Below are 24,765 nucleotides of genomic sequence, written 5' to 3' on the forward strand. Positions count from 1 at the left end.
GGCACAGTTGAAGCTATGGAGTTCGGTGGGGTCTGCGACCCCCAGGACGCCGGCTTCGACCACGACCGTCTCGCGGAGGCGATCGGCCTGGTCGAGGCACGTGGTGGGGTCGCGCAGTTGTGCGTCGTCCGGGGCGGCCGGACGGTGGTCGACCGCTCCTTCGGGTGTTCACCGAACGCGTTGTTCTGGCTCTTCTCCGCAAGCAAGCCGTACGTCGCGATCGTGATCCACCAACTCGTCGAATCCGGGCGGCTGCATCTCGACGATGCCGTCGCGGCGTACTGGCCGGACTTCGCGCAGAACGGCAAACGGGAGATCACCGTCCGCGAGGTCCTGCGGCACCGGTCCGGGGTCTCACACGCCGGCTCGTTCGTCGGCGAGGCCCGCGCGATGACCGACTGGGACCGTTCGTTGCGCCGGATCGAGGAGGCCAAGCCGCGGTTGCCGATCGGGACCGTCGGGTACAGCCCGCTGGCGTTCGGGTTCATCCTCGGCGAGGTCGTACGGCGCTGCAGCGGGACGCCGATCGACGAGCTGGTACGACGTACCGTCCTCGAACCGCTCGGCGTCGCGGACACGTACCTCGGCCTGCCCGCGGAGCTCTGGGACCGGCACGTGCCGATCCGTGCGTCGGGTCCGATCGGGCCGTTCATCCAGTCCGTCACGAACCGCCGCAGTACGCGTGAGGCCGTCGTACCCGCTGCCGGGATCTCTACGACCGCCCGCGACCTGGCCGAGCTGTATCAGGCGTTGCTGGAGGGGCGGCTGCTGCGGCCGGAGTCGCTCGCGACCGCGCTCGAGCCGACCAGCGAGGGCGAGTACGACCCAGTGGCGAGGGCGCCGGTGCGGTGGTCGCAGGGCTTCCAGCTCGGCGGGCCGCGGTGGATGGAGGGGACCGTATCGTCCCTGGGCTCGCTGAGCAGTCCGCGGGCGTTCGGACACAACGGAAGCAACTGCTGCATCGGGTGGGCCGACCCGGACCGGCAGATCGCGTACGCGTACCTGACCAATCGGGTCGGCCGCCCCCAGCCCGACCTCCTCCACCACGCGGCCGTCGCCGACAAGGTGCTCGCAGCCGCCGACTAGGCGAGGGCGGGAGCCGGGGTCCGCTCGTTGATGACGTGATCGACGACGCCGTACTCCTTCGCCCCGGCCGCGGTCAGCACGTGGTCGCGATCGGTGTCGTGCCGCAACCGCTCGACCGACTGGCCGGTGTGCCGAGCCAGGATCTCCTCGACCTGACCACGGACCCGCACCACTTCGTCGGCCTGCAGGATCAGGTCCGGGATCGTGCCCTGCCCTCGGCCGGCCGGTTGGTGCAGTACGACGCGTGCGTGCGGCAGGATCGCGCGACGCCCCGCCGTACCGGCCGCGAGCAGCACCGCCCCGGCAGAGATCGCCTGCCCGACGCCGTACGTCGCGATCGGCGACTGGATGTACTGCATGGTGTCGTAGATCGCGAGCATCGCGGACATGTCGCCGCCCTCGCAGTTGATGTAGAGGTTGATCTCAGCCTCGGGATTGTCCGTCTCCAGGTGCAGCAGCTGCGCGATGATCGCGTTCGCGACACCGGAGTCGATCCCGGTCCCGAGGTAGATGACGCGCTCGGTCAGCAGGTGCGAGTAGACGTCCATGATCCGCTCGCCGCGCGGGTGCTGGGCGATCACGTTCGGGATCGTGTAGCTGCTCATGCTGCTGCCGCCTTCCTGGGCATGACCTGGTCGAAGGACTCGACGATGTGGTCGATGAAGCCGTACTCGCGGGCCTGGTCGGCGGTGTACCAGTGGTCGTGCAGCGAGTCCTCGTGCACGATGTCGAACGGCTGCCCGGTGTCCTCGGCGATCAGCCCGAGGACGGTGTCGCGGATGTGCCGCAGGTCGTTGGCCTGGATCTCGATCTCGACCGCCGATCCGCCGATACCGGCCGAGCCCTGGTGCATCAGGACGCGGGCGTGCCGCAACGCGTAGCGCTTCCCCGGCGTACCGGCCGACAGCAGGAACTGCCCCGCACTGCAGGCCAGCCCGATCGCCAGCGTCGACACGTCGCACGGCACCAGCCGCATCACGTCCCGGATCGCCAGCATCGACGGCACCGAACCGCCGAGCGAGTGGATCCACAACGCGATGTCGGTGTCCGGGTCCTCGGCCGCCAGCGTGAGGATCTGGGTGGCCAGCAGGGTCCCGTTGTCGTCGTCGAGGACTCCGTCCAGTACGACGATCCGCTGCCCGAGCAGCCGCTGCCGGGCGGACTCGTTGAACATCGGCGGTTTCATGTCTTCTGCCATGTCATCCACAGTGACGCGCCGAACGGCGCCGTCCCAGCTTTTCTGCTGACGGCAAGTCTGCCCACAGCGAAGCTGATGATGTGGCAATCTCCTGCGAGTGAATTTGACCGACCATGATCTGTCCGAGCAGGAACGCGCGCTGCTGGAACTGACGGCCACCCCGGCCGCGACGCTGCTCGGCGCGGTGTCGATGATCCTGCGTACGACGTTGTTCAACGAGGACCCGGCCGCCTGGGTCGACATGTGGCAGGCGCGCCCCGACCTCGCCCGCATCGAGTGGATGGACGGCCCCGAGCTCGCCGACGTCGTCGCCCACCTGGCCGCGAAGGACTACGAGGGCACCATCGAAGGCGTCCCCGGCCTGCGCATCACGTCGTACGACGACCACAACGCCAAGATGCACTGGCTCGGTACGACGACCCCGGTGGTCCTCCACCTCACCCGCCAGCAGTCCTAGAGAACGCCGGCCAGCAACTCGTCGAAGTCGGCCGGAAACGTGTGACCGAGCCCCGGCAGTCGCTCGATCCTGCATCCGAACCCGGTGAGCTGTTCTGCCGCATCGTCCACGACCTCGAGCAGCTCGTCGTCGGTCCCGATCCAGATCGTTGCCGGCGACAACTTCCCGGCGGCGTACGCCGGAAGCTCCCGCAACGCCGGAGCCAACGCGACCACACCAGCCACCTCCGTCGGCTGCCCGGTCAACGCCCAGTCCAGAGCTACCCGCCCACCCGCCGAGAACCCCGCGGCGATCAGCGGCAGGTCGGCGATCTCGGCGAGCGCGCGGGCGATGTCGGCCCGCGCTTGTTCAGGGTCGGGCCAGGTGCGATACATCGGCGACATCCGGTACGACGACTGCACAGAAACCAAGCCATACCCGAGCTCCACCACCCCACCCCAGTCCCGCCGAGCATGCTCCGCGCGCTGCCCCGCCCCGTGAAGCGCCACCACGACCCCAATCGGGTCCCCGTCGGGTAGCACGACCAACGGAGGGACTGGTTCGTCGGCAACCCGCGCCTCCGACACCTTGATCAGCTCAGCGAACTCCGCGCGGTCCTGCAAAGCCTCCAAGTCGTCATCCACCAGGATCGCCGACCGCCACCACGCACCCGCCGTACTCGCGTCGAGCAACACCCGCAACGCTCCGTCGGCGTCGCCGTCCGCGCCCAGCAGGCAGGCCTTCAGGTGAGCGAGTTCGGCGGTCCACGCCGCCAGCCCGTCGCTCGCCGCGTCCAGCAGGTCGGCGGCGGCGCGGTAGTGGTGGTCGTTGTAGAGGAGCTCGACCCGGTCCACCAGGTCGTCGTACCGCAATTCGGAGGCGTCCATGCGGCTGATCCTCGCAGTCCCGGACGCGCGGTTCGAACCCGTTTTCGGAAAGTGTCCGGGGGAGCGCCTAAGGTGGTCGGTGATGACTACGCTGTTTTCGCCTGATGAGCTTCCGGTGCCGCTGGAGGAGTCGAAGACGTCTCGGGCCGACCCGGAGGCGCTGCTCGAGGGACTGAACCCGCAGCAGCGCGCCGCCGTGGTGCATGCCGGCAAGCCGCTGCTGGTGGTGGCCGGTGCGGGGTCGGGGAAGACGCGGGTGCTGACCCGCCGGATCGCCTACCTGCTGGCGGCCCGCGACGCGCACCCCGGCTCGATCCTGGCGATCACGTTCACCAACAAGGCCGCCGCCGAGATGCGCGAGCGGGTGGTGGACCTGGTCGGCCCGCGGGCGAAGCTGATGTGGGTCTCGACGTTCCACTCCTCGTGCGTTCGGATCCTCCGCCGCGACATCAAACGGTTCGGGATCAACTCGACGTTCTCGATCTACGACGACACCGACTCGCGGCGGCTGATGACGCTGGTCTGCCGCGAGCTCGACCTGGACGTCAAGCGGTACAACCCGCGCGCCGTGCTGAACTGGATCAGCACCCAGAAGAACGAGCTGATCGACCACGAGACCTCGGCCGCGAAGGCGGAGAACCATCTCGAGGAGACGTACGCCGAGTGCTACCGGATCTACCAGGAGCGGCTCGCCCAGGCGAACGCCCTCGACTTCGACGACCTGCTGATGACCACGGTCAACCTGCTGCAGGCCTTCCCCGAGGTCCGTGAGTACTACCGGCGCCGGTTCCGCCACGTGCTCGTCGACGAGTACCAGGACACGAACCACGCGCAGTACACGCTGATCCGCGAGCTCTGCGGTGAGGACGCGCCCGCCGGCAACGATCCGACGGCGCCGCCCGCCGAGCTGATGGTGGTGGGCGACTCCGACCAGTCGATCTACGCGTTCCGCGGGGCGACGATCCGCAACATCCTCGCGTTCGAGGAGGACTTCGCCGGCGCCGAGACGATCCTGCTCGAGCAGAACTACCGCTCCACCCAGACCATCCTGACCGCGGCCAACGCGGTGATCAGCCGCAACGAGGGCCGGATGGCGAAGAACCTCTGGTCCGACCAGGGCCAGGGCGAGCAGATCGCGGTGTACGTCGCGGACAACGAGCACGACGAGGCGCAGTTCGTCGCCGACGAGATCGACCGGCTCGCCGACGCCGACAGTGTGAAACCGTCCGACGTCGCGGTGTTCTACCGGACCAACGCACAGTCCCGGGTGTTCGAGGAAGTCTTCATCCGCACCGGCCATCCGTACAAGGTGGTCGGCGGCGTCCGGTTCTACGAGCGCAAGGAGGTCCGCGACGCGCTCGCGTACCTGCGTGTCCTGGTGAACCCGGAGGACACGGTCTCCCTGCGCCGGATCATGAACGAGCCGAAGCGCGGGATCGGCGACCGGGCCGAGGCCGCGATCGAGGCGCTCGCCCAGCGGGACCGGATCTCGTTCGCGCAGGCGATGCGCCGGGCCGAGGACGCGCCGGCGATGGCATCGCGCTCGGTGAACGCGGTCCAGGCCTTCGTCGACATCCTCGACGAGCTGACCGCGATGGTCGACTCGGGAGCCCCGCCGGACGACATCCTCGACGTCGCCCTGCACCGCTCCGGGTACTACGAGACGCTGCAGAAATCTCCGGACCCGCAGGACGAGACCCGCCTGGAGAACCTGGACGAGTTCATCTCGGTGGCGCGCGAGTTCGTCGAGGAACGGACCGCCGCCGGCGAGGCCGCCGACCTGCAGGCGTTCCTGGAGCGGGTCGCGCTGGTCGCCGACGCCGACCAGATCCCGGACGCGGCCGACGACGGCGGCGTGGTCACGCTGATGACCTTGCACACCGCGAAGGGCCTGGAGTTCCCGGTCGTGTTCCTGACCGGCATGGAGGACGGCGTCTTCCCGCACTCCAGGTCGCTCACGGATCTGAAGGAACTCGAAGAAGAGCGGCGGCTCGCGTACGTCGGCATCACGCGCGCACGGCAGCGGCTGGCGCTCTCCCGGGCGGCCGTGCGTTCGGCGTACGGCGCTCCGCAGCACAACCCGCCGTCCCGGTTCCTGGAGGAGCTCCCTGCCGAGCTGCTCGACTGGCGTCGCGACGAGTCCGCGATCACCAGGTGGTCCGGCACCGGGACGACCCGCGGCAGTGGCATCCCGAGCAGGTACGAGCCGGCCCGCAGGACGGCGTCCGACAAGCCTGTGATCAGCCTGAACCCGGGCGACCGCGTGGTGCACGACAGCTTCGGGATGGGCACCGTCGTAGTGGTCCGCGGCGAGGGCCAGCAGGCCCAGGCAGACATAGATTTCGGGTCCGAGGGCGTGAAGAGACTGCTGTTGCGCTACGCCCCAGTGGAAAAGATCTGAGCCCCCGGGTCATCTACGCCGTCAAGGAGCCTGACTCTCCGGGCGGTGGGATCCGGGTCCAGGCACGTCACGTCGAGATGCTGCGCGCCGCGGGGATCGACGCCGCTTTGTGGTTCCGTACGCCGGGCTACGGGCTGCCGTGGTTCGAGACGACAGCGCCGATCCTCGGCAACGACCAGCTCGAGCTCGGCGCTGACGACCTGCTCGTCGTACCGGAGCTGTACCTGCTGCCGGGGGTGGATCCCGCGCCCGGTGTGCGGAAAGTGATCTTCAACCAGAACCACTTCCTGACCTTCTGGTCATGGCGCGACACCGCCGGGTACCCAGGCTGGGACCCGGCGCCGGAGGTCTGGGCCGTGTCGCAGGAGAGCCACGACGTGCTCGGCCGGCTGCACCCGGAGCTCCCGGTCCACCTGGTGCCCAATCCGATCGACACCGAGCTGTTCCGGCCCGGGCCGGCGCGCACCCGTCAGATCGCCTGGATGCCGCGGCGTCGTCCGCTCGAGGCGTCGGTGCTGGAACGCCTGCTGCGGAACGATCCACGAGCCGACGGAGTCCACCTGGCCGTGCTCGCGGAGCTCAGCGAGAGCCAGGTGGTCGAGGCGCTCGGTCGCACCTCCGTGTTCGTCGCGCTGGGGATCTCCGAAGGATTCGGCCTGCCGGTCGCGGAGGCGCTCGCCGCCGGTTGTCTGGTCGTCGGGTACCCGGCCGGTGGCGGCGAGGAACTGTTCGAGGCGCCTGGCACCTGGCGGATCGACGACGCTCGGCCGCACCTGCTCGCGGACCGGGCGCTGGAGCTGGTCGACGTACCGGCGGAGGATCCCGTCCGCGGTGCGGCGCGGGACTGGATCACGGAGCGTTACTCCCCGGCGGTGACCGCCGAGGCGCTGCTGGCCGCGGTCGATGCGGCGCGGGAACTGCCGGGCCGCGCCGGTGTCGCCACCCACCCGATCGTGTGGCCCGACGACCCGGTCGCCGCCGCCGAGCGGGCCCATCCGTGGCGGCCGTGAACCATATCCAAGTCAAGCTTTCGGTCGTTTGCGTTGCATCTGACCCGGAGATTGAGACAATCAAGGATCTTCGGCCCCCTCCCGGAAGCGCTCCTCCTCATGTCCAAGTCGTCGGCCAGTAACCGCCGGATCATCCTGGCGGGAGCGAATCCTGGCCTGCGGCTGTTCGACGAGAACGGCAAGGTGACCGCGTACGCGTCGATCTGGATGGTCGACTGGTCGATCCGCGGCCCGGGTACGGCGGTGGTGCTGTGGTTCGACGGGATCGTCCGCGTGGTGTCCGAGGACGTCGATCTCGCCTCCTGGCTGGAGCGGTACTTCGTCCGCTCGTTCCTCGAGGTCCAGGGCCTGCCGTGGCACGAGCCGGCCGTCGAGCGGGACCTGGTCCAGGTCTCGATGAACCTGGCCGACGGACTGAGCGCGAAGGCCGCGGACATCCAGATCGAGATGAGCGGCGTCCTGGACCGGCGGTTGTTCGCGACCGACAACTTCCAGCTTGCCGACGGCAAGCACAGCCTCAGCCTGGTGATCGCCCCGGTCCGCTCCGCGACCGTCTCGATCGGCGGCGCCTCGGTGCCCGGTTTCGTTCAGGTCGACGGCTCACCGGACAAGCCGGGCTCGTCCGCGTTCCTCACGACCGCCGAGGTCTGGCAGCGTTAACGCAGGCTGAACCAGTTCTCCATCCGCTCGACGACACGCTGATCGCCGTCGAGCACCCGCTGGAGCCTGAACAGGTACACCGCGATCCCGGCCGCGCCCTGCATCCAGCCGACGCCCGGCCGCAGCAGCGGATCCTCGTTGCGGTGCTCGACGAACCGCCAGTACCCGTCCGGGTAGGCGTGGTCGAGCAACGTGTCACCCAGTCGTACGGCGAACTCCAGGTCCTGCTCGTCGCCGTCGAGGTGCCACGCGTCGAGGAAGGCGTCGCCGACACCCGCCGTACCGCAGCAACGGCCGTCGTTGTCCCAGAAACCCGGATGGAGCCGCTCGGGGATGCCGGAGTACCGGACGCTGTCCAAACACCGTCGACGCCACGTGTACGGCGTCTCACCGGCGATCTGCGGTACGTCGGCGTACTCGAGCGCACTGAACGTCGCTGCGGTCCCCGCGCCGCCGTGGCACCAGTTGAACGTGTACTCGTCGCCGTGCCGCTCCGCCCACGGAATCACCCGCGGCACCCGGAAGCCTTTGTCGTCGTTGATCCCGAGCGTCACCAGGTGCTCGGCCCCGCGCCGCGCCACGTCGACGAGCTCAGGTCGCCCGAGCTCCACGCCGGCCAATGCGAGCACAGCCGAGATCCCCGCGAGACCGTGCGAGAAGTTCGGCATTTCGGTCGGCTCGTCGGTGCGGAACCGGCGGGACACGAACTGCCAGTTGACCCCGGTGGGCAGCTTCTCCTGTTCGCCGAGCAGCAGGTCCGCGGCCCGGTTGGCCAGCGCCGACGCGTCGTCACCGCGCCGGATCGCCCACAGGGCGCCGAGCAGGATCGCGCCCGTTCCGAGGGTGACGTCGTTGGCGACGGCACCCGCGGCGTACCTCGGTTCGTCGAGAAAGCTCTCCGGCCAGCCGTTCTCGGTCGCCAACGCCTGAAGGCGTTCCAGCGCGGCGCTCGTGCCCGGCTGGTCGAGGGCGGTGAGCACTCCGATCGAGCTCACCAGCCCGTCGAAGAACGTGGTGCACGTGGCCGTCGGGATCCCCGCGCGAAGCCGATCGGCGATCCCGACGGCCAACGACTGCTCGGCGGGCGTCCACTGTCGCGTCAGCCGGATCTCCGCGAGCACATGCCCCAGACCACCGACGCCGCTGTGCATCCCGGCCGGGTACTTGTCCGGTCTGTCGCTGTCGCCGAAATCCGGGATCCACGGGCCGTCGTCGTCCCACCGGACCTGGTCCATGACCCAGCCCCAGGCCGTTTCGCCGATCTCGCCGTACGTCATGGCTGGGCGTTCCGCAGCCGGATGCCGCTCCACTCGAGGGTGCTGGTGGTGGCCGCGGCCCAGAAGTCGTGCAGCCGCTGCAGGACACGCAACTGGATCCCTGCCTCCTCGTGCAGTGCGAACAGATCGCCGACCCGCTCCGGCGTACCGAGGGGTCGTACGTCGGTGGTCGCGACGACGGCGGCGTCGTGCTCGACGAAGGCGTCGGCGGGGAGGCGGTACGCGTACAGCTCGACGGAGCGCATCGCGTCCAGCCAGCCGTACTCGACGGCGTGGACGCGGGAGCCGGAGCCGGCGCCGATGATCCGGTCGCGGTCCTCAGGAGTGGTGTTCGGTCCGACCCAGGCCATCGCTCGCGGGCATTGGCGGGGGAACCAGTAGTCCGGCGCGCGGTCGTGGCCGACGGCCCAGACGTACGCCGTGGCCTGCTGCGCCGTCTTCGCGACGTGCGGCCGGAAGATCTCGATGGTCGGATCCTCGGAGAAATGCAAAACCTCACCAGCCACCGGACGCATGCGCGGCAGCTTAGCCAGCGGCGGCGTTGGGGTGCGCGGGAATTACGGGTTGAGGCCGCAGTGGTTGCGCAGCCACGGCATCGGGTTGATCGCCTCGCCGCCGTCCGGGTGGACCTCGAAGTGCAGGTGCGGGCCGGTGGTGTTACCGGTCATCCCGATCGCACCGACCTGGTCACCGGCGTACACGGTCTCGCCGACCTCGACGCTGAACTTCGACATGTGGTTGTACCAGGTGACGGTGCCGTCCTCGTGCCGGACCTGGACCTGACGGCCGTACGGGCCGGCCCAGTCGGCGAAGATCACGACGCCCTTCATCACGGCGCCGATCCGGGTGCCCATCGGGGCGGCGAAGTCGGTGCCGGTGTGGTTGCGGGCCCAGCGGGTGCCGCCCTGCCCGAACGTCGCGGTGATGTGGTAGCCGGAGACCATCAGCTCGCAGCGGGTGGCGGACTCGCGGGCCTTCTGCTCGGCGGCTTCCTGCTTCGCCTTCGCGGTGGCCAGGGCGCTCGCGCGCTTCGCGGTGAGGGCCTGGGTGGCGTTCAGCTTCGCGGCGCGGGCCTGGGCCAGCTTCGCGGCGGCGGACTGCTTCTTGGTGGTCGTCGTGTCGGCCAGCTGGACCCGGGAGGAGTCACGGGTGGCGAGCTGGCGCGCCTGGATGCGTGCGGTGGTGATCCCCGACAGTTGCTGCCCGCTGTCCAGGCTGAGGGCGGCGAGGTTCACCGCGGAGTTCGCCTGGGTCGGTGACGCCAGCGTGCTGTGGCTGAAGCCGACAGCTCCGGCTGCCGCGGCGAGCGCAGCGGTCAAACCGACGATCTGGGAGCTGGTGGGGGTATTACGCCTGGCGACGCGATGCTTGGCACTGTGACGTCCTGCGCCGGGTTTGCGCGCAGCGTTGCCGGGCGTGACGCGGTCTCCCGCGGCACGGTGCTGGGACACAACGTGGCCTTTCGGTCACAGGGGAGGGGCTTGGGGAGAGCGAGGGGGAAGCTCTCTCCTCCTCTCGGGGGGTTTATTCCCCGGGAGGACTCACAGACCATAACGGAAGGGTCACGGGGTGACAAACCCCGCCACCCACTTTTCCGCACGTCCTTCACGAAACCTTTGCATGAGCCGCTGCACGTGCATCCGCCCGAATCGCCCAGAAGGCTTCCTGGTCAGGCAGTTCTGGGCTCTTCGTCCAGGTGGGCCAGTACGCCGGTGATGCGGTGTACGACCTCGCCGTGGAACGGCAAGGACAGGTGGCCCACGCCGTGGACCCGGACATTGGTCGCGACCAGGTCGGGGTGCCTGATCCGGGCCCGCCGCTGCGGCACGATCAACTGGTCGACGTCGCTGTAGAACGCGACGAACCGGGTCCGGCAGTCTGGCGCCGGCTCGTCCAGCTCCGCCATCAGGTCGCTGTCCGGCCGGACCTGCTTCACCAGCGGCCACGGCAGCAGCTTGGCCGCCGCCGTGCCCTGGTGCGGCGTCCCCAGCGTCACGCAGGTGTGCACGCGTGCGTCGCCGCCGAGGCGCTGGATGTAGTACCGAGCGATCAGCCCGCCGAGGCTGTGCCCGATCACGTGGATCTGGTCGGATCCGGACGCCTCGCAGATCGCTTCGATCTCACGGCCCATCCGCTCGGCCGTACGACGTACGTCCAGCGTCAGGGGTGAGTACGAGAACGTGTGGATGCTGCTGAATCCTCGTCGCACCAGATGCCGGCGCATCATCGCGAAGACCGTGTGGTTGTCGATGATCCCGTGCGCGAGCAGGATCGGCGTACCGGCCGCCCGGATGTCGCTGACCAGCAGGCCGCGCTGGGCCGGGCCGAGGCCGGTCAGGTTCAGCCGCGCGGGGAGCGCGGGAGAATTGCTGACCAGGCCGAGTGGGTACATCGCCAGGTGCGTGGTCAGCCAGCCGAGCTCGACCGCCGCGCCGTGCAGCACGGTGGGCGAGAGTGCGGAGCGGGCGCCGTACGCGAGTCCGTCCAGTGCGCCGCGGACCTCGTCCTGCCAGGAGCCCATGCGCGCCTCCTCACCAAACCAGACCCCCCGGTGGTCCGATCACTTTCAACGGTAACCGGTTCCCGTTCGGCGTGTGGGGGAACACACGCCGTCGTGTCTTATCCGTGAGGAACGCAGCGGTTAGCCTGCCCACATGTCTGCTACGAGCCCGTTGCGCGTTGTCGTCGCCAAGCCCGGTCTGGACGGTCATGACCGTGGCGCCAAGGTCGTCGCCCGTGCCCTGCGGGACGCCGGCATGGAGGTCATCTACACCGGGCTGCACCAGACCCCGGAGCAGATCGTCGAGACCGCGATCGCCGAGGACGCCGACGCGATCGGGCTGTCGGTGCTGTCCGGCGCGCACATGACGCTGTTCAAGCGGGTCCGCGAACTGCTGACCGAGCGGGACGCCGAGGACATCGTGGTGTTCGGCGGCGGCATCATCCCGGACGCCGACCTGCAGCCGCTGGCCGAACTCGGCGTCCACAAGATCTTCACCCCGGGTGCGACGACCACCGAGATCGTCGAGTGGGTGCGCGGCAACGTCGGCGACGCGTCGGCCTCCCCGGCCTGAGGGCCTGACGGAGTCGCGAATCCGCTCCGGAGCGTGATGACGACTGCCTGGAGTCGTTCTGAACGGTCCTGCCCGGTTCAGTCAGGTTACTAATCGGTAATACCGAATCGTTAAGAAATACCCGGTTGTGCGGGCTTCCCAAACGCGGTCGCATACAGCCATGCGGCTGTCCGGTTCAGAGACCGCCGAGACGGAACATGTGTGTGGCTCAGAACACATCGCCCCCGATCTCGGTTACTGTCCGGACATGGCGGATCGCAGCGTGGTGGGGGATTGCGATCGGCCGCCGCAGGACCAAGCGACGTCCCATCGGGAGAGGGCAGGTAAACGATGAGGTTTGAACGATCACACGCACGCAGGACGGCATTTGTTGCCGTCGCAAGCAGCTTTGCGCTGCTCGCCACCGCGTGTGGTGGTGGCGACGACGGAAGCAGCGGTAGCGGGGGCAGCTCGGCCGCAGCGCTCGAGGGCCGGGGACCGATCACCCTTGCCAGTGGCAAGGACACGTCCGGAAACCTGCAGAACCAGCTCAATGCCTGGAATGCGTCGCACCCGAACGAGAAGGTGGAGCTCAAGGAGCTCCCCGAGGACGCCAACGCGCAGCGGCAGCAGATGATCCAGAACGCGCAGGCCCAGTCCGACGCGTTCACCGTGCTGTCGATGGACGTTGTCTGGACGTCGGAGTTCGCGGCGAACCAGTGGGTCACCCAGATCCCCGAGGACAAGGTCCCCGACCTGGGCAAGTTGATCCCGGCAACGGTGGAGACGGCGAAGTACCGCGACAAGCTGTACGGCGTGCCGGTGACCTCCGACGGCGGCCTGCTCTACTACCGCAAGGACCTGCTGACCAAGGCCGGTATCGCGGACGCTCCGAAGACCTGGGACGAGATGCTCGCCGCCTGCCAGAAGGTGGCCGCGCTGCCCGAGGCCAAGGGCATGAGCTGCTACGCGGGCCAGTACGAGAAGTACGAGGGCCTGACCGTCAACTTCGCCGAGGCGATCAACTCGGCCGGCGGCGTGATCGTCGACAAGGACGGCAAGCCGAACGTCAACACCCCGGAGGCCAAGGCCGGTCTCGAGGAACTGGTGAACGGCTTCAAGGCCGGCGCCATCCCGAAGGCCGCGATCACCTACAAGGAAGAGGAAGGCCGCCGCGCCTTCCAGGAAGGCAAGCTGCTCTTCCACCGCAACTGGCCGTACGTGTACGCGCTGGCGAACAAGACCGACGGCTCCTCGAAGGTGGCCGGTAAGTTCGGGGTCGCACCGCTGCCGGGCAAGACCGGTCCGGGCGTCTCCTCGCTCGGTGGCCACGACTACGCGATCAACTCGTTCGCCAAGAACAAGGCGACCGCGCTCGACTTCATCAACTTCATGGCGAGCGAAGAGCGCCAGAAGGCGAACATCGAGAAGACGTCGCAGGCGCCGAGCTGGGCCTCGCTGTACGACGACCCGGCGCTGACCAAGCAGTTCCCGTACCTGACGCCGCTGAAGGCCTCCATCCTCGGTGCGCAGCCGCGGCCGCGGGTGGTCAAGTACGGCGACGTGACGGCCGCCATCCAGGCGGCGGCGTACGACGCGCTGAAGCCGGGCTCGACGGTGACGCCGGACAAGGCATTGGCCGACCTGCAGACCAAGCTGCAGACGCTCATCACGAACTGACCGTCGTGCCGGGGCCGGTGGGTGGTGATGTCCTGACCACGCACCGGCCCCGGCCAGTCCCTGCCCGGGTTTCGCCCGGGAAACTAAGGAGGCACAGGTGACTGCAACCGCGCCGGTCACGGAACGACCGGCCAAGAAACCGAAGCGGGAGCAACGGTTCGACGAGGGCACCGGCCGGCTGGCCGCGACGCTGCTCTCCCCGACGCTGCTCGTGCTCGCCGTGGTGGTGCTGTTCCCGATCATCTCGGCACTGCGTGAATCGCTGTTCCAGAGCGGTCAGCGGCTCGACGAGAACGGCTTCATCGTCAAGGGCTCGACGTTCGTCGGGCTCGACAACTATCTGGACATCTTCCGCGGCGAGACCGGCGACCGGTTCTGGAACGCGTTCTACAACACGACGTTCTTCACCGTGGTGTGTGTCGTCCTGGAGACGGTCCTCGGCGTCGCGATGGCGCTGATCATGGCCAAGGCGTTCAAGGGGCGGGGCCTCGTCCGGGCCAGCATCCTGGTCCCGTGGGCGATCCCGACCGTCATCTCGGCGCTGCTCTGGAAGTGGATCTTCCAGGCCGACGGCATCGCCAACACCCTGATCGGTTCCCAGGTGCTGTGGTCGACGGAGGGCTGGCAGTCGAAGCTCTCGGTGGTGATCGCGGACACCTGGAAGACCGCACCGTTCATCGGCCTCCTGGTCCTGGCCGGGCTGCAGACCATCCCGGCCGAGGTCTACGAGGCCGCGAAGGTGGATGGAGCCAACGCCTGGAAGACGTTCACCCGGATCACGCTGCCGTTGGTGAAGCCGGCGCTGCTGGTGGCAGTGCTGTTCCGGATCCTCGACACGCTGCGGATCTTCGACCTGCCGTTCGTCCTGGTCGGCCAGCACAAGAACTCGGTCGAGACGCTGTCGATGCTGGCCTACGACGAAGCTTCCAATACCAGATTCGGGCCGGCGGCGGCCTATGCGACGGTGCTGTTCCTGTACGTCGCCGTGGTCGCCTACCTGTTCGTGAAGATCCTCGGCGCCGATGTCATCGGCGAGGCCCGGGTCAAGAAGCCGGGCGGCGGTAACGGCAAGCGGTGGAACAAGAAGAACGCGGTCCAGGACACGACCAACGCCTCGGTCGGTGCTGTGGCATCCGGTGGAGGTGGATTCTGATGGCAACGGCAACTGCACCCGCCGGTGGCGGCAAGCTCAAGACGGCCGAGACCAGCGCGCTGCGTCGGTACGCGCCGCTGATCGGCGTCGTGGTCATCGTCCTGTACTGCTTGCTGCCGTTCTACTGGATGGTGGTGTCGGCGTTCCGCCGGCCGTCCGACCAGTTCTCGAACGACATCATCCCGGCGCCGTTCTCGATCCAGAACTTCAAGGACGTGTTCGCCGGTGCCAACGGCTTCGGCCGGGGTCTGCTGAACAGCCTGATCGTGGCCGGGACGGTGACGATCCTGACGCTGATCATCGGCATGATCGCGGCGTACACGCTGGCGCGGCTGGACTTCAAGTTCAAGAACGTCGTACTGGCGATCATCATCACCACGTCGATGTTCCCGGGCATCTCGCTCGTGGTGCCGCTGCTGAAGCTGTTCGTCGACATCAAGTGGATCAACACCTACCAGGCGATGATCGTGCCGAGCCTGTCGTTCGCGCTGCCACTGGCGGTGTGGAACCTGACCTCGTTCTTCCGGCAGATGCCGCAGGAGCTGGAGCAGGCGGCGATGGTGGACGGCTGTACGCCGGCCCAGGCGTTCCGCAAGGTCATCATCCCGCTGGCGGCGCCCGGTGTGTTCACCACCGCCATCATCACGTTCATCGCGGCCTGGAACGAGTTCCTGATCGCGCTGAGCATGACCAACAAGAAGTCGATCCAGACGGCGAACGTGATCGTCTCGCAGTTCACCGGTACGACGGGACGCGACCAACCGTTCGGCAGCCAGATGGCCGCCGGTGTGGTGGTCACGATCCCGCTCGTGATCGCTGTACTGCTGTTCCAGCGCCGTATCGTCGCCGGCCTCACGGCAGGTGGCGTGAAATGAGTTGGCGGGACCGGCGGGACCGAGAAGATCGGGACCGCCGGGACCGGGAGGAACGGGACCGCCGGGACCGGGAGGACCGCGACCGCCGGGACCGAGAGGATCGGGACCGTCGCGATCGGGACGACCGCGACCGCCTACGGAACCGCTGAAACAAGAAACGGCCGGAGCCAACGCTCCGGCCGTTTCTCTTGCGTCAGACCTGGAGCCAGACGGTGGTGTCCACCGGGAGCTCGCCGTTCGGCAGGGGCTCGCTGCTCAGCAGGATCTTCTCGTGAGCGGGCAGGGCGATCGGGCCGTCGCTGACGTTCACGACGCAGCGGAAGCCGGGGTCGCGGGTGAACGAGAGGATGCCGTCGGCGGCGTCCGGGTCCCAGACGAGGCGACCTTCTCCGAGGGCCGGGTGTTCGCGACGGATCTTGAGAGCCGCCTTGTAGAGACTGAGGTGGCTATCGGGGTCTCCGGCCTGGGCCTCGGCGGTCAGACCGGCCCAGTCGGACGGCTGCGGCAGCCACGGCTGCGCGGTGCCGGCGCCAAAGCCGTACGGCGGCTCGGAGCCGGACCACGGGATCGGGACCCGGCAGCCGTCGCGCCCGCGGACCGTGTGACCCGAGCGCTCCCAGGTCGGGTCGTCGAGCACGTCCTCAGGCAGGTCCTCGACCTCGGGCAGCCCGAGCTCGTCACCCTGGTAGATGTACGCGCCACCGGGCAGCGCCAGTTCCAGCAGCGCGGCGGCCCGTGCCCGGCGCCGCCCGAGCTCCAGATCCGTCGGTACGACGCCTGCGCCTTCCAGAGCGTCCTTCCGATCGCGGCCGTACCGCGTGCGGTGCCGGATCGTGTCGTGGTTGCTCAGCACCCACGTCGCCGGCGCGCCGACCGCCCACAGGTTGTCGGTGGTGTGGTCGATGACCTCACGCAGCTCCTTCGCGTCCCACGCCGCGCGCAGGGCGTCGAAGTTGAAGGCGGAGTGCAGCTCGTTCGGCCGGACGTACTGCGCCAGCCGCTCGGCCGGCGACAACCACGCCTCCGCCACGAAGACCCGGGGCCCTTGCGGCGTATCGGCGTACTCGTCGGCGATCGCGCGCCAGCGCTGGTGGATGGTGTGCACCCCGGGCTGGTCGTAGAACGGGTTCCCGACGTACTTCTCCCGCGTCGGCTCCCCGTTGTGCAGCGGTACGTCGGGCAACGCCGGGTCCTTCGCCATCGAGTCGGCGACATCGATCCGGAACCCGTCGACACCGCGGTCGAACCAGAACCGCAGGATCGCGTCGAACTCCTCGATCACCTTCGGGTTGTCCCAGTTCCAGTCCGGCTGGGAGATGTCGAAGAGGTGCAGGTACCACTGGCCGTCCCCTGAATCATCACTGATCTGCTGCCAGGCGCCGCCGCCGAACGCGGCCGGCCAGTTGGTCGGCGGCAGGCCGTCCTCGGAGTCCCGGAACCAGAACAGGTCCCGCTCCGGAGAGCCCTTGCCCGCCGCCAGCGCGGCCTTGAACCACGGGTGGTCCCACGAGCAGTGGTTCGGCACCAGGTCGATCAGGATCCGCAGGCCGAGCGCGTGCGCCTCGGTGATCAGCGCGTCCGCGTCCGCGAGGGTGCCGAACTCCGGGTTGATGTCGCGGTAGTCGGCGACGTCGTACCCGCCGTCGAGCAGCGGGGACGGGTACCACGGGCTGATCCAGATCGCGTCGACGCCGAGCTCGGCGAGGTACGGCAGCCGGGCGCGGATCCCGTTCACGTCGCCGGTCCCGTCGCCGTCGGCGTCGGCGAACGAGCGCGGGTACACCTGGTAGACGACGGCGCTACGCCACCAGTCGTCAGCTGGTCTGATCTCAGGATCGGTCATGTGATCTAGCCTGACATGGGACCTGGGGGAGGCTGTGACGGTCGTCTCAGCCGGGACCCCGCCTGTTGCTCGCGGCACGAGGGTGGCTACTGTCAGAAGCCCCCGTACAGGCGAGAGAGGGACCACACTCGTGGATCTGATGGAATTCCAGGCGAAGACGGTCTTCGCCAAGCACGGAGTGCGGACGACCGTGGGTGCGGTCGTCACGACTCCGGAGGAAGCCCGCGCGGCGGCCGAGAAGATCGGCGGCCGGGTGGTCGTGAAGGCCCAGGTCAAGACCGGTGGGCGCGGCAAGGCCGGCGGCGTCAAGCTGGCGAGCAGCCCGGACGAGGCCGAGGAGAAGGCCCGCGAGATCCTCGGGCTGGACATCAAGGGTCACGTCGTCAAGATCCTGAACATCGTCCCGGCCGCGGCGATCAGCGAGGAGTACTACTTCTCGTTCCTGATCGACCGGGCCAACCGCAACTACCTCTGCATCGCCTCCGCCGCCGGCGGCATCGAGATCGAGGAGGTCGCGCACACCAACCCGGACGCGGTCGCGCAGATCTCGATCGACCCGGCGACCGGTGTGGACGAGGCGAAGGCCCGCGAGATCGCGGTCGCCGCGAAGTACCCGGCCGACGTGATCGACGCCGTTGTACCGGAGATCGTCAAGCTGTACGACGTGTTCATCGGCGAGGACGCCTCGCTGGTCGAGGTGAACCCGCTGGTCAAGCTCGAGGACGGCAACGTCGAGGCGCTCGACGGCAAGGTCACGCTGGACGAGAACGCGGAGTTCCGGCACCCGGACCACGCCGAGTTCGAGGACGTCTCGGCGGCCGACCCGCTGGAGGCGGCGGCCAAGGCCAAGGGCCTGAACTACGTGAAGCTGGACGGTTCGGTCGGCATCATCGGCAACGGCGCGGGTCTCGTCATGAGCACCCTGGACGTCGTCGCGTACGCCGGCGAGGAGTTCGGCGGCCAGAAGCCCGCCAACTTCCTCGACATCGGTGGTGGCGCTTCGGCCGAGGTGATGGCCAACGGCCTGGAGATCATCATCTCCGACCCGCAGGTGGAGAGCGTGTTCGTGAACGTCTTCGGCGGCATCACCGCCTGTGACGCGGTCGCGAACGGCATCGTGCAGGCGTTCGAGCTGCTGTCGAGCCGCGGCGAGGCCGTCACCAAGCCGCTGGTCGTCCGGCTGGACGGCAACAACGCCGAGGAGGGCCGCCGCATCCTCGACGAGGCCGGCCTGGCCGGTCTGGAGCTGGTCGACACGATGGACGGCGCCGCCAAGCGCGCCGCCGAGCTGGCTGCGAAGTAAGGGATCGCCGAACAATGTCTATCTTCCTGACCAAGGACAGCAAGGTCATCGTCCAGGGCATGACCGGCTCCGAGGGCACCAAGCACACCACCCGGATGCTCGCCTCGGGCACCAACATCGTCGGCGGCGTGAACCCGCGCAAGGCGGGCCAGAGCCAGGACTTCGACGGCAAGGCGGTCGCGGTGTTCGGCACCGTCGCCGACGCGGTCAAGGAGACCGGCGCGAACGTGTCGGTCATCTTCGTCCCGCCGAAGTTCACCAAGGACGCCGTACTGGAGGCCGTCGAGGCCGAGGTGCCGCTGGTCGTGGTGATCACCGAGGGCGTGCCGGTGCACGACACCGCCGCGTTCTTCGCCGCCGCGCAGGCGTCCGGCAAGACCCGGATCATCGGCCCGAACTGCCCCGGCATCATCACCCCGGGCGAGTCGAACGCCGGCATCATCCCGGCCGACATCGCCGGCCAGGGCCGGATCGGTCTGGTGTCGAAGTCGGGCACGCTGACCTACCAGATGATGTACGAGCTGCGGGACTTCGGGTTCTCGACCGCGATCGGGATCGGCGGCGACCCGATCATCGGGACCACGCACATCGACGCGCTGCGGGCGTTCCAGGACGACCCGGACACCGACGCGATCGTGATGATCGGTGAGATCGGCGGTGACGCCGAGGAGCGGGCGGCCGCGTTCATCAAGGAGAACGTGACCAAGCCGGTCGTCGGGTACGTCGCGGGCTTCACCGCGCCGGAGGGCAAGACGATGGGCCACGCCGGCGCGATCGTCTCCGGCTCGTCCGGTACGGCGGCCGCGAAGCAGGAGGCCCTCGAGGCCGTCGGTGTGAAGGTCGGCAAGACGCCGTCCGAGACCGCCAACCTGATGCGCGAGATCATGCAGGGCCTGAACAAGTAACTGCCAGGCGTGTGAAGCGGGACCTGCCCCTGACGGGGTGGGTCCCGTTTCTACTTGTAGGCGGCGGAGCGGTCGGCCGCGCGGGCGAGCGTGTCGTTGAACGCCGCGTCGGTGAGGTCCAGCTGCTTCAGCACCGGGAACAGCACGTAGACCGCCCGGTTCCCGGAGCCGGCGATCCCGATCCGGTAGACGAACTTCTTCCCGTCGCCGGTGTCGTACGTCGCCTTCCAGCTCTTGCCCGTGATGGTGTTGGTCTTGACCGTCCCGGTCGACTCGACCTTCGCGTTCGAGACGTTCTTCTCGCAGGCGTCGACGTTCTTCTTGATCTGGCTGACGTAGCTCGCGGCCGCGGTCGGGGTGGCGAATTTGAGGACCGTGTCGTCGAACCCGAACTCGGTCGGCACCTTCGCCTCCGGCGTCACGTACGTGACCGTGCCGTACTTCGCCTTCGACTTCTTGAGGCCGAGCTTCTCGCAGCCGGTGCCGTCGTTGCTTGTCGCGGGGGCGCTCACCCACGGCTTGTCGATCTCGTCCAGCAGCGGCAGGTCGACCGACGCCATGAAGCCCGGGGTGTCTACGTTCGGCAGCAGGGCCGGTTTCGCGATCGGGGCGCCGCTGGCGCAGCCGCCGGTCTGGGCGCAGATCTTCTTTGCCGCCGCGCTCGCGGTGGCCAGCACCAGGTCCGGCCGGGGCGGCGTCGCGGCCATCGTGTCGTGCTCGATGACCATGGTCGCCTGCCCGGCGAGAGTGACCGCGACGGTCTTGTACTTCGTCTTCGCGCCGGGAACCTGCCCGAAGACGGCGATCACGCCGCGGTCGCCGACGCCGGTGGTCACGTAACCGGCCGACAACCGGGTCTGCGGCGTCGTGCACTGGCTGAGCCAGTGGACGACGGTGTTGTAGGTCTTCGCGGCGGTGGCCTTGTCGTTCGACACGTCGACGTACTGGACGGCGGTGTCCTTGGTGGTCGAGTTCTGCAGGGTGCGGACCCAGGTCCGCAGGCCGGACGGGTCGGCGAACCGCTGCGACTGGCAGGCGAACGCGTTGTCCGGGGCCGAGTCGCCGTCCGCCGTCTTGGTGACCGCCCAGGTGCCGGTCGCGCCGAGCGTCTTCGCGCCCGCGGCGTCCAGCAGCGCCTTGTCGTCGGCGAGTACGTCGGAATTGGTCGGCTTGTCGTCCGACGGGCCGTTGCCCGACTTCGCGCCGGGCTCCTTGTCGCCGCCGAACGCGTTCAGCGCGGCGACACCGCCGCCGCCGACCAGCACCACGACCGCGACGCCTGCTGCGATCGTCTGGTTCCGCTTGCGCGCCTTCTGGCGACGCGCCTCCCGGGCAGCGGCGCGACCGCCGCCGCGTGATGCGCGGTGGGAACCGGCCAAAGCTCGTCCTCCTGACTGATTCCACCCGACAGTACCGGGTGAACCCACGCTGCTCCCACTCAGCTACCAACAGGCGAACAGGTGTGAACTGAGCGTGAGCAGGCGGGCTGAAGTCTCCCACATCCGGCGTGTCAGGACGAGTGGCGTCCGTGCCCGGGGAGACGATGGGAGTCAGATGACCGACATGCTGAGCCGCCCGGGCGCGCGGGACGGCGATACGAGCGCTGCGCAGACGTCGGAGATCACCGCCCAGACCAAGCCGTTGGTCGTGGCGGCCGTGATCTCCGCCGGAGCGTGTCTGCTGACCGGCCTGCTCACCTGCGCGGCGGTCGCCGTCGTCGGCTGGCTGGGCGCGACCTTCGGCGGCGCCTCGGGCGCGGTCCGGGCCGGAGCGTCGGCCTGGCTGATCGCGCACAAAGCTGGTGTGACGATCGGCACGGGCAGGATCAGCATCGCGCCGCTCGGCCTGACCCTGTTCTTCGCCTGGTGCCTGTACCGCGGAGGCAAGTCGGCGGCCCGGTCCAGCGCGGCCGACCGGACCCGGGACCTGATCTCGCTGGCCGGAGCGTTCGCGCTCGTCTACGGCCTCGGCGGGCTCGTCGTGGCGTTGCTCACGGCGGAGGGCTCGCTGAAGGTCTCGCCGCTGTCCGCGTTCCTGGGCGCGTTCTCGCTGGCGCTGGTGGCCGGGCTCGCGGGCATCGCGATCGAGTCCGGAGCGGCCGAGGACCTCGCGGACGCCACACCGGCCGGTCTGCGGGACGCCGTAGCCGCCGCGATCGCCGCTGTCCTGACCGTGATCGCGATCGCCTCGCTGCTGTACGGCGTACTGCTCGCGATCCACTTCTCCCGGATCACCGGGATGCTCGAACTCCTGAACGCCGGCGCGATCGGGTCTGTCGTGCTGTTCGCGATCTGCCTGATGCTGATGCCGAACATGGTCCTGTACGTCGTCGCCTTCCTTGCCGGCCCCGGGTTCCAGCTGGGAGTCGGTACGACGATCGCGCCGACCGGCGTGGACGTGGGGAGTCTGCCGGCGCTCCCGCTGCTGGCTGCGGTACCTGCTGACGGCGCGACCCCGTCGTACCTCCTGGTGCTGACGGCCGTGGTGCCGCTGGTCGCCGGTGCGGTCGCAGGGCTGGTCGTCGTACGGCGAGGGCTCGCGGAACGGGACGCTGACGCGCTGGGGTGGGACGCGTTCGCGCTGCGCGGTGCGATCGCCGCGCTCGTCGCGGGCGTCATCGTGTTCGCGCTCCTGGCGCTGTCGGGCGGATCGGCCGGGCCCGGGCGGATGGCCGCGGTCGGAGTCCCGGGGGCGTTGCCGGCGGCCGGCGTGCTGGCGGCAGGCATGGCGATCGGGGCCGCGATCACGGCCGCGGTGGTCTCGGCGCGGCGACCGGCTGACGGAGAGGCCGACAGCGGGCGATAGGCTTCCGGCCGTGACTGCTTCTGACCCGGGTTCTGCGCGCCTCGTCGTGCTCGTGTCGGGCTCGGGGTCGAACCTGCAGGCCCTGCTCGACGCCTGCGCCGACCCGGCGTACGGCGCTCAGGTCGTCGCCGTCGGCGCCGACCGCAACGGGATCGCCGGCCTGGACCGGGCCGCGGCCGCCGGGGTGCCGACCTTCGTACACAAGGTGAAGGCCTATGCGGAGCGAGCGGACTGGGATCGGGCGCTGACCTCTTCGGTCGCGGAGTACAAGCCTGATCTGGTGGTGTCGGCGGGGTTCCTGAAGCTGGTCGGCGACGACTTCCTGGAGTCCTTCGGCGACCGCTACATCAACACCCACAACGCGCTGCTGCCGGCGTTCCCCGGGATCCACGGTCCCCGGGACGCGCTGGAGTACGGCGTGAAGGTCGCCGGGGCGACGCTGTTCTTCGTGGACGGCGGCGTCGACACCGGGCCGATCATCGCGCAGGTCGTCGTACCGGTCGAGGACGACGACACGGAAGAAGCCCTGACCGAACGGATCAAGGACGTCGAACGCCGCCAACTGGTGGAGTGGGTCGGCCGCCTGGTCCGGGAGGGCTGGACTATCACTGGACGAAAGGTTCGACTGAAGTGAGCACCGACCGCAGGCCGATCCGCCGCGCGCTGATCAGCGTGTACGACAAGACCGGTCTGGAGGAACTCGCTTCCGCGCTGCACGCCGCCGGTGTCCAGCTGGTGTCGACCGGTTCCACCGCGGCACGGATCGCGGCGGCCGGGGTGCCGGTGACCAAGGTCGAGGAGCTGACCGGGTTCCCGGAGTGCCTGGACGGGCGGGTCAAGACCCTGCACCCGATGGTGCACGCGGGGCTGCTCGCGGACCTGCGGAAGCCGGACCACGTCGAACAGTTGCGGGAGATGCGGGTCGAGCCGTTCGACCTGCTGATCAGCAACCTGTACCCGTTCACCGAGACGGTCGCGTCCGGCGCGTCGGTCGACGAGTGCATCGAGCAGATCGACATCGGCGGGCCGTCGATGGTGCGCGGCGCGGCGAAGAACCACGCGAACGTCGCGGTCGTGACGTCGGCTGCCCAGTACCCCTCGCTTTTCAGTGCGCTGGAGGAGGGCGGCTTCTCGCTCGAGGAGCGTGCTCGGTTGGCTGCTGCTGCCTTCGTGCACACGGCGGAGTACGACATCGCGGTCGCGTCCTGGATGGGCAACGTGCTCACCGACTCGAGCGAGGGGTCCGGATTCCCCGCGTGGGTCGGTGCTTCGTGGGAGAAGTCCGCCGTACTGCGGTACGGCGAGAACCCGCATCAGCCGGCCGCGCTGTACCTGAACGGGCGGGGCGGGCTGGCCGCGGCGGAGCAGCTGCACGGCAAGGAGATGTCGTACAACAACTACGTCGACGCCGATGCGGCCCGGCGTACCGCCTATGACTTCAGCGAGCCTGCGGTGGCGATCATCAAGCACGCCAACCCGTGCGGGATTGCCGTCGGCAAGGACATCGCGGAGGCCCACCGGCGCGCCCACGAGTGCGACCCGGTGTCGGCGTACGGCGGTGTGATCGCGACGAACCGCCCGGTGTCCGTGGACCTGGCGAAGCAGGTCGCGGAGATCTTCACCGAGGTGCTGGTCGCGCCTGCCTTCGAGGACGGCGCCGTCGAGATCCTGCAGGCGAAGAAGAACATCCGGCTGCTCGTCGCACCTGCTGTGTCCGCGGACGAGACCGTCGAGCTGCGTGCGATCAGCGGCGGCCTGCTGCTGCAGCACCGCGACCGCTTCCAGGCTTCCGGTGACGACCCGGCCGCCTGGACGCTCGCCGCCGGCTCGCCTGCCTCCGACGAGGTGCTCGCCGACCTCGCCTTCGCCTGGAAGGCATGCCGCGCGGTCAAGTCCAACGCCATCCTGCTCGCCGCCGACGGCGCCTCGGTAGGCGTAGGCATGGGCCAGGTCAACCGCGTCGACTCCTGCCGCCTCGCAGTCTCCCGCGCCGGCGACCGCGCCACCGGCTCCGTCGCCGCCTCCGACGCCTTCTTCCCCTTCCCCGACGGACTGGAGGTCCTCATCGAAGGCGGCGTCAAAGCAGTAGTCCAGCCCGGCGGCTCCATCCGAGACGAAGCCGCCATCGAAGCCGCCACCAAAGCCGGCATCACCATGTACTTCACCGGAACCCGCCACTTCTTCCACTGAGGG

The 24,765-nt window shown here is 68.9% G+C and carries 23 protein-coding genes; 14 read left to right on the forward strand and 9 right to left on the reverse strand.

The features are described 5' to 3' along the window. The first annotated feature begins 15 nt into the window (after positions 1 to 15). Complete coding sequence (locus tag OHB24_RS17850) at positions 16 to 1,086, forward strand: serine hydrolase domain-containing protein (protein WP_327640165.1); 1,071 nt, start codon at positions 16 to 18, stop codon at positions 1,084 to 1,086. On the opposite strand, the gene OHB24_RS17855 is transcribed toward OHB24_RS17850, so the two are convergent. After that, the gene (locus OHB24_RS17855) at positions 1,083 to 1,691 is read right to left on the reverse strand and encodes a ClpP family protease (RefSeq protein ID WP_327640166.1); all 609 of its coding nucleotides are present in this window, start codon (positions 1,689 to 1,691) and stop codon (positions 1,083 to 1,085) included. The two genes, OHB24_RS17850 and OHB24_RS17855, sit on opposite strands and share 4 nt — an antisense overlap. After that, positions 1,688 to 2,284, reverse strand: coding sequence for a ClpP family protease (locus OHB24_RS17860; protein WP_327640167.1), 597 nt, complete (start codon positions 2,282 to 2,284; stop codon positions 1,688 to 1,690). Before OHB24_RS17860 ends, OHB24_RS17855 begins: the two co-directional genes overlap by 4 nt. A gap of 97 nt (positions 2,285 to 2,381) precedes the next feature. On the opposite strand from OHB24_RS17860, the gene OHB24_RS17865 reads away from it, so the two are divergent. Next, entirely contained in the window at positions 2,382 to 2,741 is a 360-nt protein-coding gene (locus tag OHB24_RS17865) for a hypothetical protein (protein ID WP_327640168.1), read from the forward strand. On the opposite strand, the gene OHB24_RS17870 is transcribed toward OHB24_RS17865, so the two are convergent. Further along, a complete protein-coding gene (locus tag OHB24_RS17870; RefSeq protein ID WP_327640169.1) occupies positions 2,738 to 3,607 on the reverse strand; it encodes an alpha/beta hydrolase in 870 nt (289 codons plus the stop codon). The two genes, OHB24_RS17865 and OHB24_RS17870, sit on opposite strands and share 4 nt — an antisense overlap. A gap of 82 nt (positions 3,608 to 3,689) precedes the next feature. Between OHB24_RS17870 and pcrA the strand changes: the two genes are divergently transcribed. From pcrA to OHB24_RS17885, 3 genes are all read left to right on the forward strand, one after another. After that, a complete protein-coding gene (pcrA, locus tag OHB24_RS17875) occupies positions 3,690 to 6,008 on the forward strand; it encodes a DNA helicase PcrA (protein ID WP_327640170.1) in 2,319 nt (772 codons plus the stop codon). A gap of 77 nt (positions 6,009 to 6,085) precedes the next feature. Then, entirely contained in the window at positions 6,086 to 7,018 is a 933-nt protein-coding gene (locus OHB24_RS17880; RefSeq protein ID WP_327640171.1) for a glycosyltransferase, read from the forward strand. Positions 7,019 to 7,117: 99 nt separating this feature from the next. Next, positions 7,118 to 7,678: a hypothetical protein gene (locus tag OHB24_RS17885; RefSeq protein WP_327640172.1), complete on the forward strand. Its 561-nt coding sequence runs from the start codon at positions 7,118 to 7,120 to the stop codon at positions 7,676 to 7,678. Here OHB24_RS17885 and OHB24_RS17890 read toward each other — a convergent pair. The 4 genes from OHB24_RS17890 to OHB24_RS17905 all read right to left on the reverse strand — a co-directional run bounded on the left by OHB24_RS17890 (position 7,675) and on the right by OHB24_RS17905 (position 11,476). Continuing rightward, positions 7,675 to 8,955, reverse strand: a complete 1,281-nt coding sequence (locus tag OHB24_RS17890; RefSeq protein WP_327640173.1) for a lanthionine synthetase LanC family protein — start codon at positions 8,953 to 8,955, stop codon at positions 7,675 to 7,677. The genes OHB24_RS17885 and OHB24_RS17890 overlap by 4 nt on opposite strands. Continuing rightward, positions 8,952 to 9,470 (reverse strand): DUF6886 family protein, encoded by a 519-nt coding sequence (locus tag OHB24_RS17895; protein WP_327640174.1) that lies wholly within the window; start codon positions 9,468 to 9,470, stop codon positions 8,952 to 8,954. Before OHB24_RS17895 ends, OHB24_RS17890 begins: the two co-directional genes overlap by 4 nt. A gap of 42 nt (positions 9,471 to 9,512) precedes the next feature. Beyond that, the gene (locus OHB24_RS17900; protein ID WP_327640175.1) at positions 9,513 to 10,274 is read right to left on the reverse strand and encodes a M23 family metallopeptidase; all 762 of its coding nucleotides are present in this window, start codon (positions 10,272 to 10,274) and stop codon (positions 9,513 to 9,515) included. 350 nt (positions 10,275 to 10,624) lie between these two features. Next, a complete protein-coding gene (locus tag OHB24_RS17905; RefSeq protein ID WP_327640176.1) occupies positions 10,625 to 11,476 on the reverse strand; it encodes an esterase/lipase family protein in 852 nt (283 codons plus the stop codon). Positions 11,477 to 11,609: 133 nt separating this feature from the next. Between OHB24_RS17905 and OHB24_RS17910 the strand changes: the two genes are divergently transcribed. The 4 genes from OHB24_RS17910 to OHB24_RS17925 all read left to right on the forward strand — a co-directional run bounded on the left by OHB24_RS17910 (position 11,610) and on the right by OHB24_RS17925 (position 15,716). After that, positions 11,610 to 12,029 (forward strand): cobalamin B12-binding domain-containing protein, encoded by a 420-nt coding sequence (locus tag OHB24_RS17910; protein WP_327640177.1) that lies wholly within the window; start codon positions 11,610 to 11,612, stop codon positions 12,027 to 12,029. Positions 12,030 to 12,359: 330 nt separating this feature from the next. Further along, on the forward strand, positions 12,360 to 13,688 hold the full coding sequence (locus OHB24_RS17915; protein ID WP_327640178.1) for an ABC transporter substrate-binding protein: 1,329 nt from the start codon (positions 12,360 to 12,362) through the stop codon (positions 13,686 to 13,688). 97 nt (positions 13,689 to 13,785) lie between these two features. After that, on the forward strand, positions 13,786 to 14,841 hold the full coding sequence (locus OHB24_RS17920) for a carbohydrate ABC transporter permease (RefSeq protein WP_327640179.1): 1,056 nt from the start codon (positions 13,786 to 13,788) through the stop codon (positions 14,839 to 14,841). Next, on the forward strand, positions 14,835 to 15,716 hold the full coding sequence (locus OHB24_RS17925) for a carbohydrate ABC transporter permease (RefSeq protein WP_442913994.1): 882 nt from the start codon (positions 14,835 to 14,837) through the stop codon (positions 15,714 to 15,716). Before OHB24_RS17920 ends, OHB24_RS17925 begins: the two co-directional genes overlap by 7 nt. A 193-nt stretch (positions 15,717 to 15,909) precedes the next feature. Here OHB24_RS17925 and OHB24_RS17930 read toward each other — a convergent pair whose 3' ends face one another. Then, positions 15,910 to 17,559 (reverse strand): glycoside hydrolase family 13 protein, encoded by a 1,650-nt coding sequence (locus OHB24_RS17930; protein WP_327640180.1) that lies wholly within the window; start codon positions 17,557 to 17,559, stop codon positions 15,910 to 15,912. A 130-nt stretch (positions 17,560 to 17,689) separates the two neighbouring features. On the opposite strand from OHB24_RS17930, the gene sucC reads away from it, so the two are divergent. Further along, positions 17,690 to 18,862 carry an ADP-forming succinate--CoA ligase subunit beta gene (gene sucC / locus OHB24_RS17935; RefSeq protein WP_327640181.1) on the forward strand — a complete coding sequence of 391 codons (1,173 nt, stop codon included), beginning with the start codon at positions 17,690 to 17,692 and terminating at the stop codon, positions 18,860 to 18,862. A gap of 14 nt (positions 18,863 to 18,876) precedes the next feature. After that, positions 18,877 to 19,767, forward strand: a complete 891-nt coding sequence (gene sucD, locus OHB24_RS17940; protein WP_327640182.1) for a succinate--CoA ligase subunit alpha — start codon at positions 18,877 to 18,879, stop codon at positions 19,765 to 19,767. Positions 19,768 to 19,817: 50 nt separating this feature from the next. Here the strand turns inward: sucD and OHB24_RS17945 are convergent, their stop codons facing one another. Continuing rightward, on the reverse strand, positions 19,818 to 21,146 hold the full coding sequence (locus tag OHB24_RS17945; protein WP_327640183.1) for a hypothetical protein: 1,329 nt from the start codon (positions 21,144 to 21,146) through the stop codon (positions 19,818 to 19,820). A 175-nt stretch (positions 21,147 to 21,321) separates the two neighbouring features. On the opposite strand from OHB24_RS17945, the gene OHB24_RS17950 reads away from it, so the two are divergent. From OHB24_RS17950 to purH, 3 genes are read left to right on the forward strand one after another with little or no spacing between them, the layout of a single operon-like run. After that, positions 21,322 to 22,572: a cell division protein PerM gene (locus OHB24_RS17950; protein WP_327640184.1), complete on the forward strand. Its 1,251-nt coding sequence runs from the start codon at positions 21,322 to 21,324 to the stop codon at positions 22,570 to 22,572. Positions 22,573 to 22,582: 10 nt separating this feature from the next. Further along, positions 22,583 to 23,206 carry a phosphoribosylglycinamide formyltransferase gene (gene purN / locus OHB24_RS17955; RefSeq protein WP_327640185.1) on the forward strand — a complete coding sequence of 208 codons (624 nt, stop codon included), beginning with the start codon at positions 22,583 to 22,585 and terminating at the stop codon, positions 23,204 to 23,206. After that, the gene (gene purH / locus OHB24_RS17960) at positions 23,203 to 24,762 is read left to right on the forward strand and encodes a bifunctional phosphoribosylaminoimidazolecarboxamide formyltransferase/IMP cyclohydrolase (protein WP_327640187.1); all 1,560 of its coding nucleotides are present in this window, start codon (positions 23,203 to 23,205) and stop codon (positions 24,760 to 24,762) included. The genes purN and purH overlap by 4 nt, the downstream gene beginning before the upstream one ends. Positions 24,763 to 24,765 lie beyond the last annotated feature (3 nt).

It is taken from the genome of Kribbella sp. NBC_00482 (assembly GCF_036013725.1).
In the GTDB taxonomy this organism is placed as follows: domain Bacteria; phylum Actinomycetota; class Actinomycetes; order Propionibacteriales; family Kribbellaceae; genus Kribbella.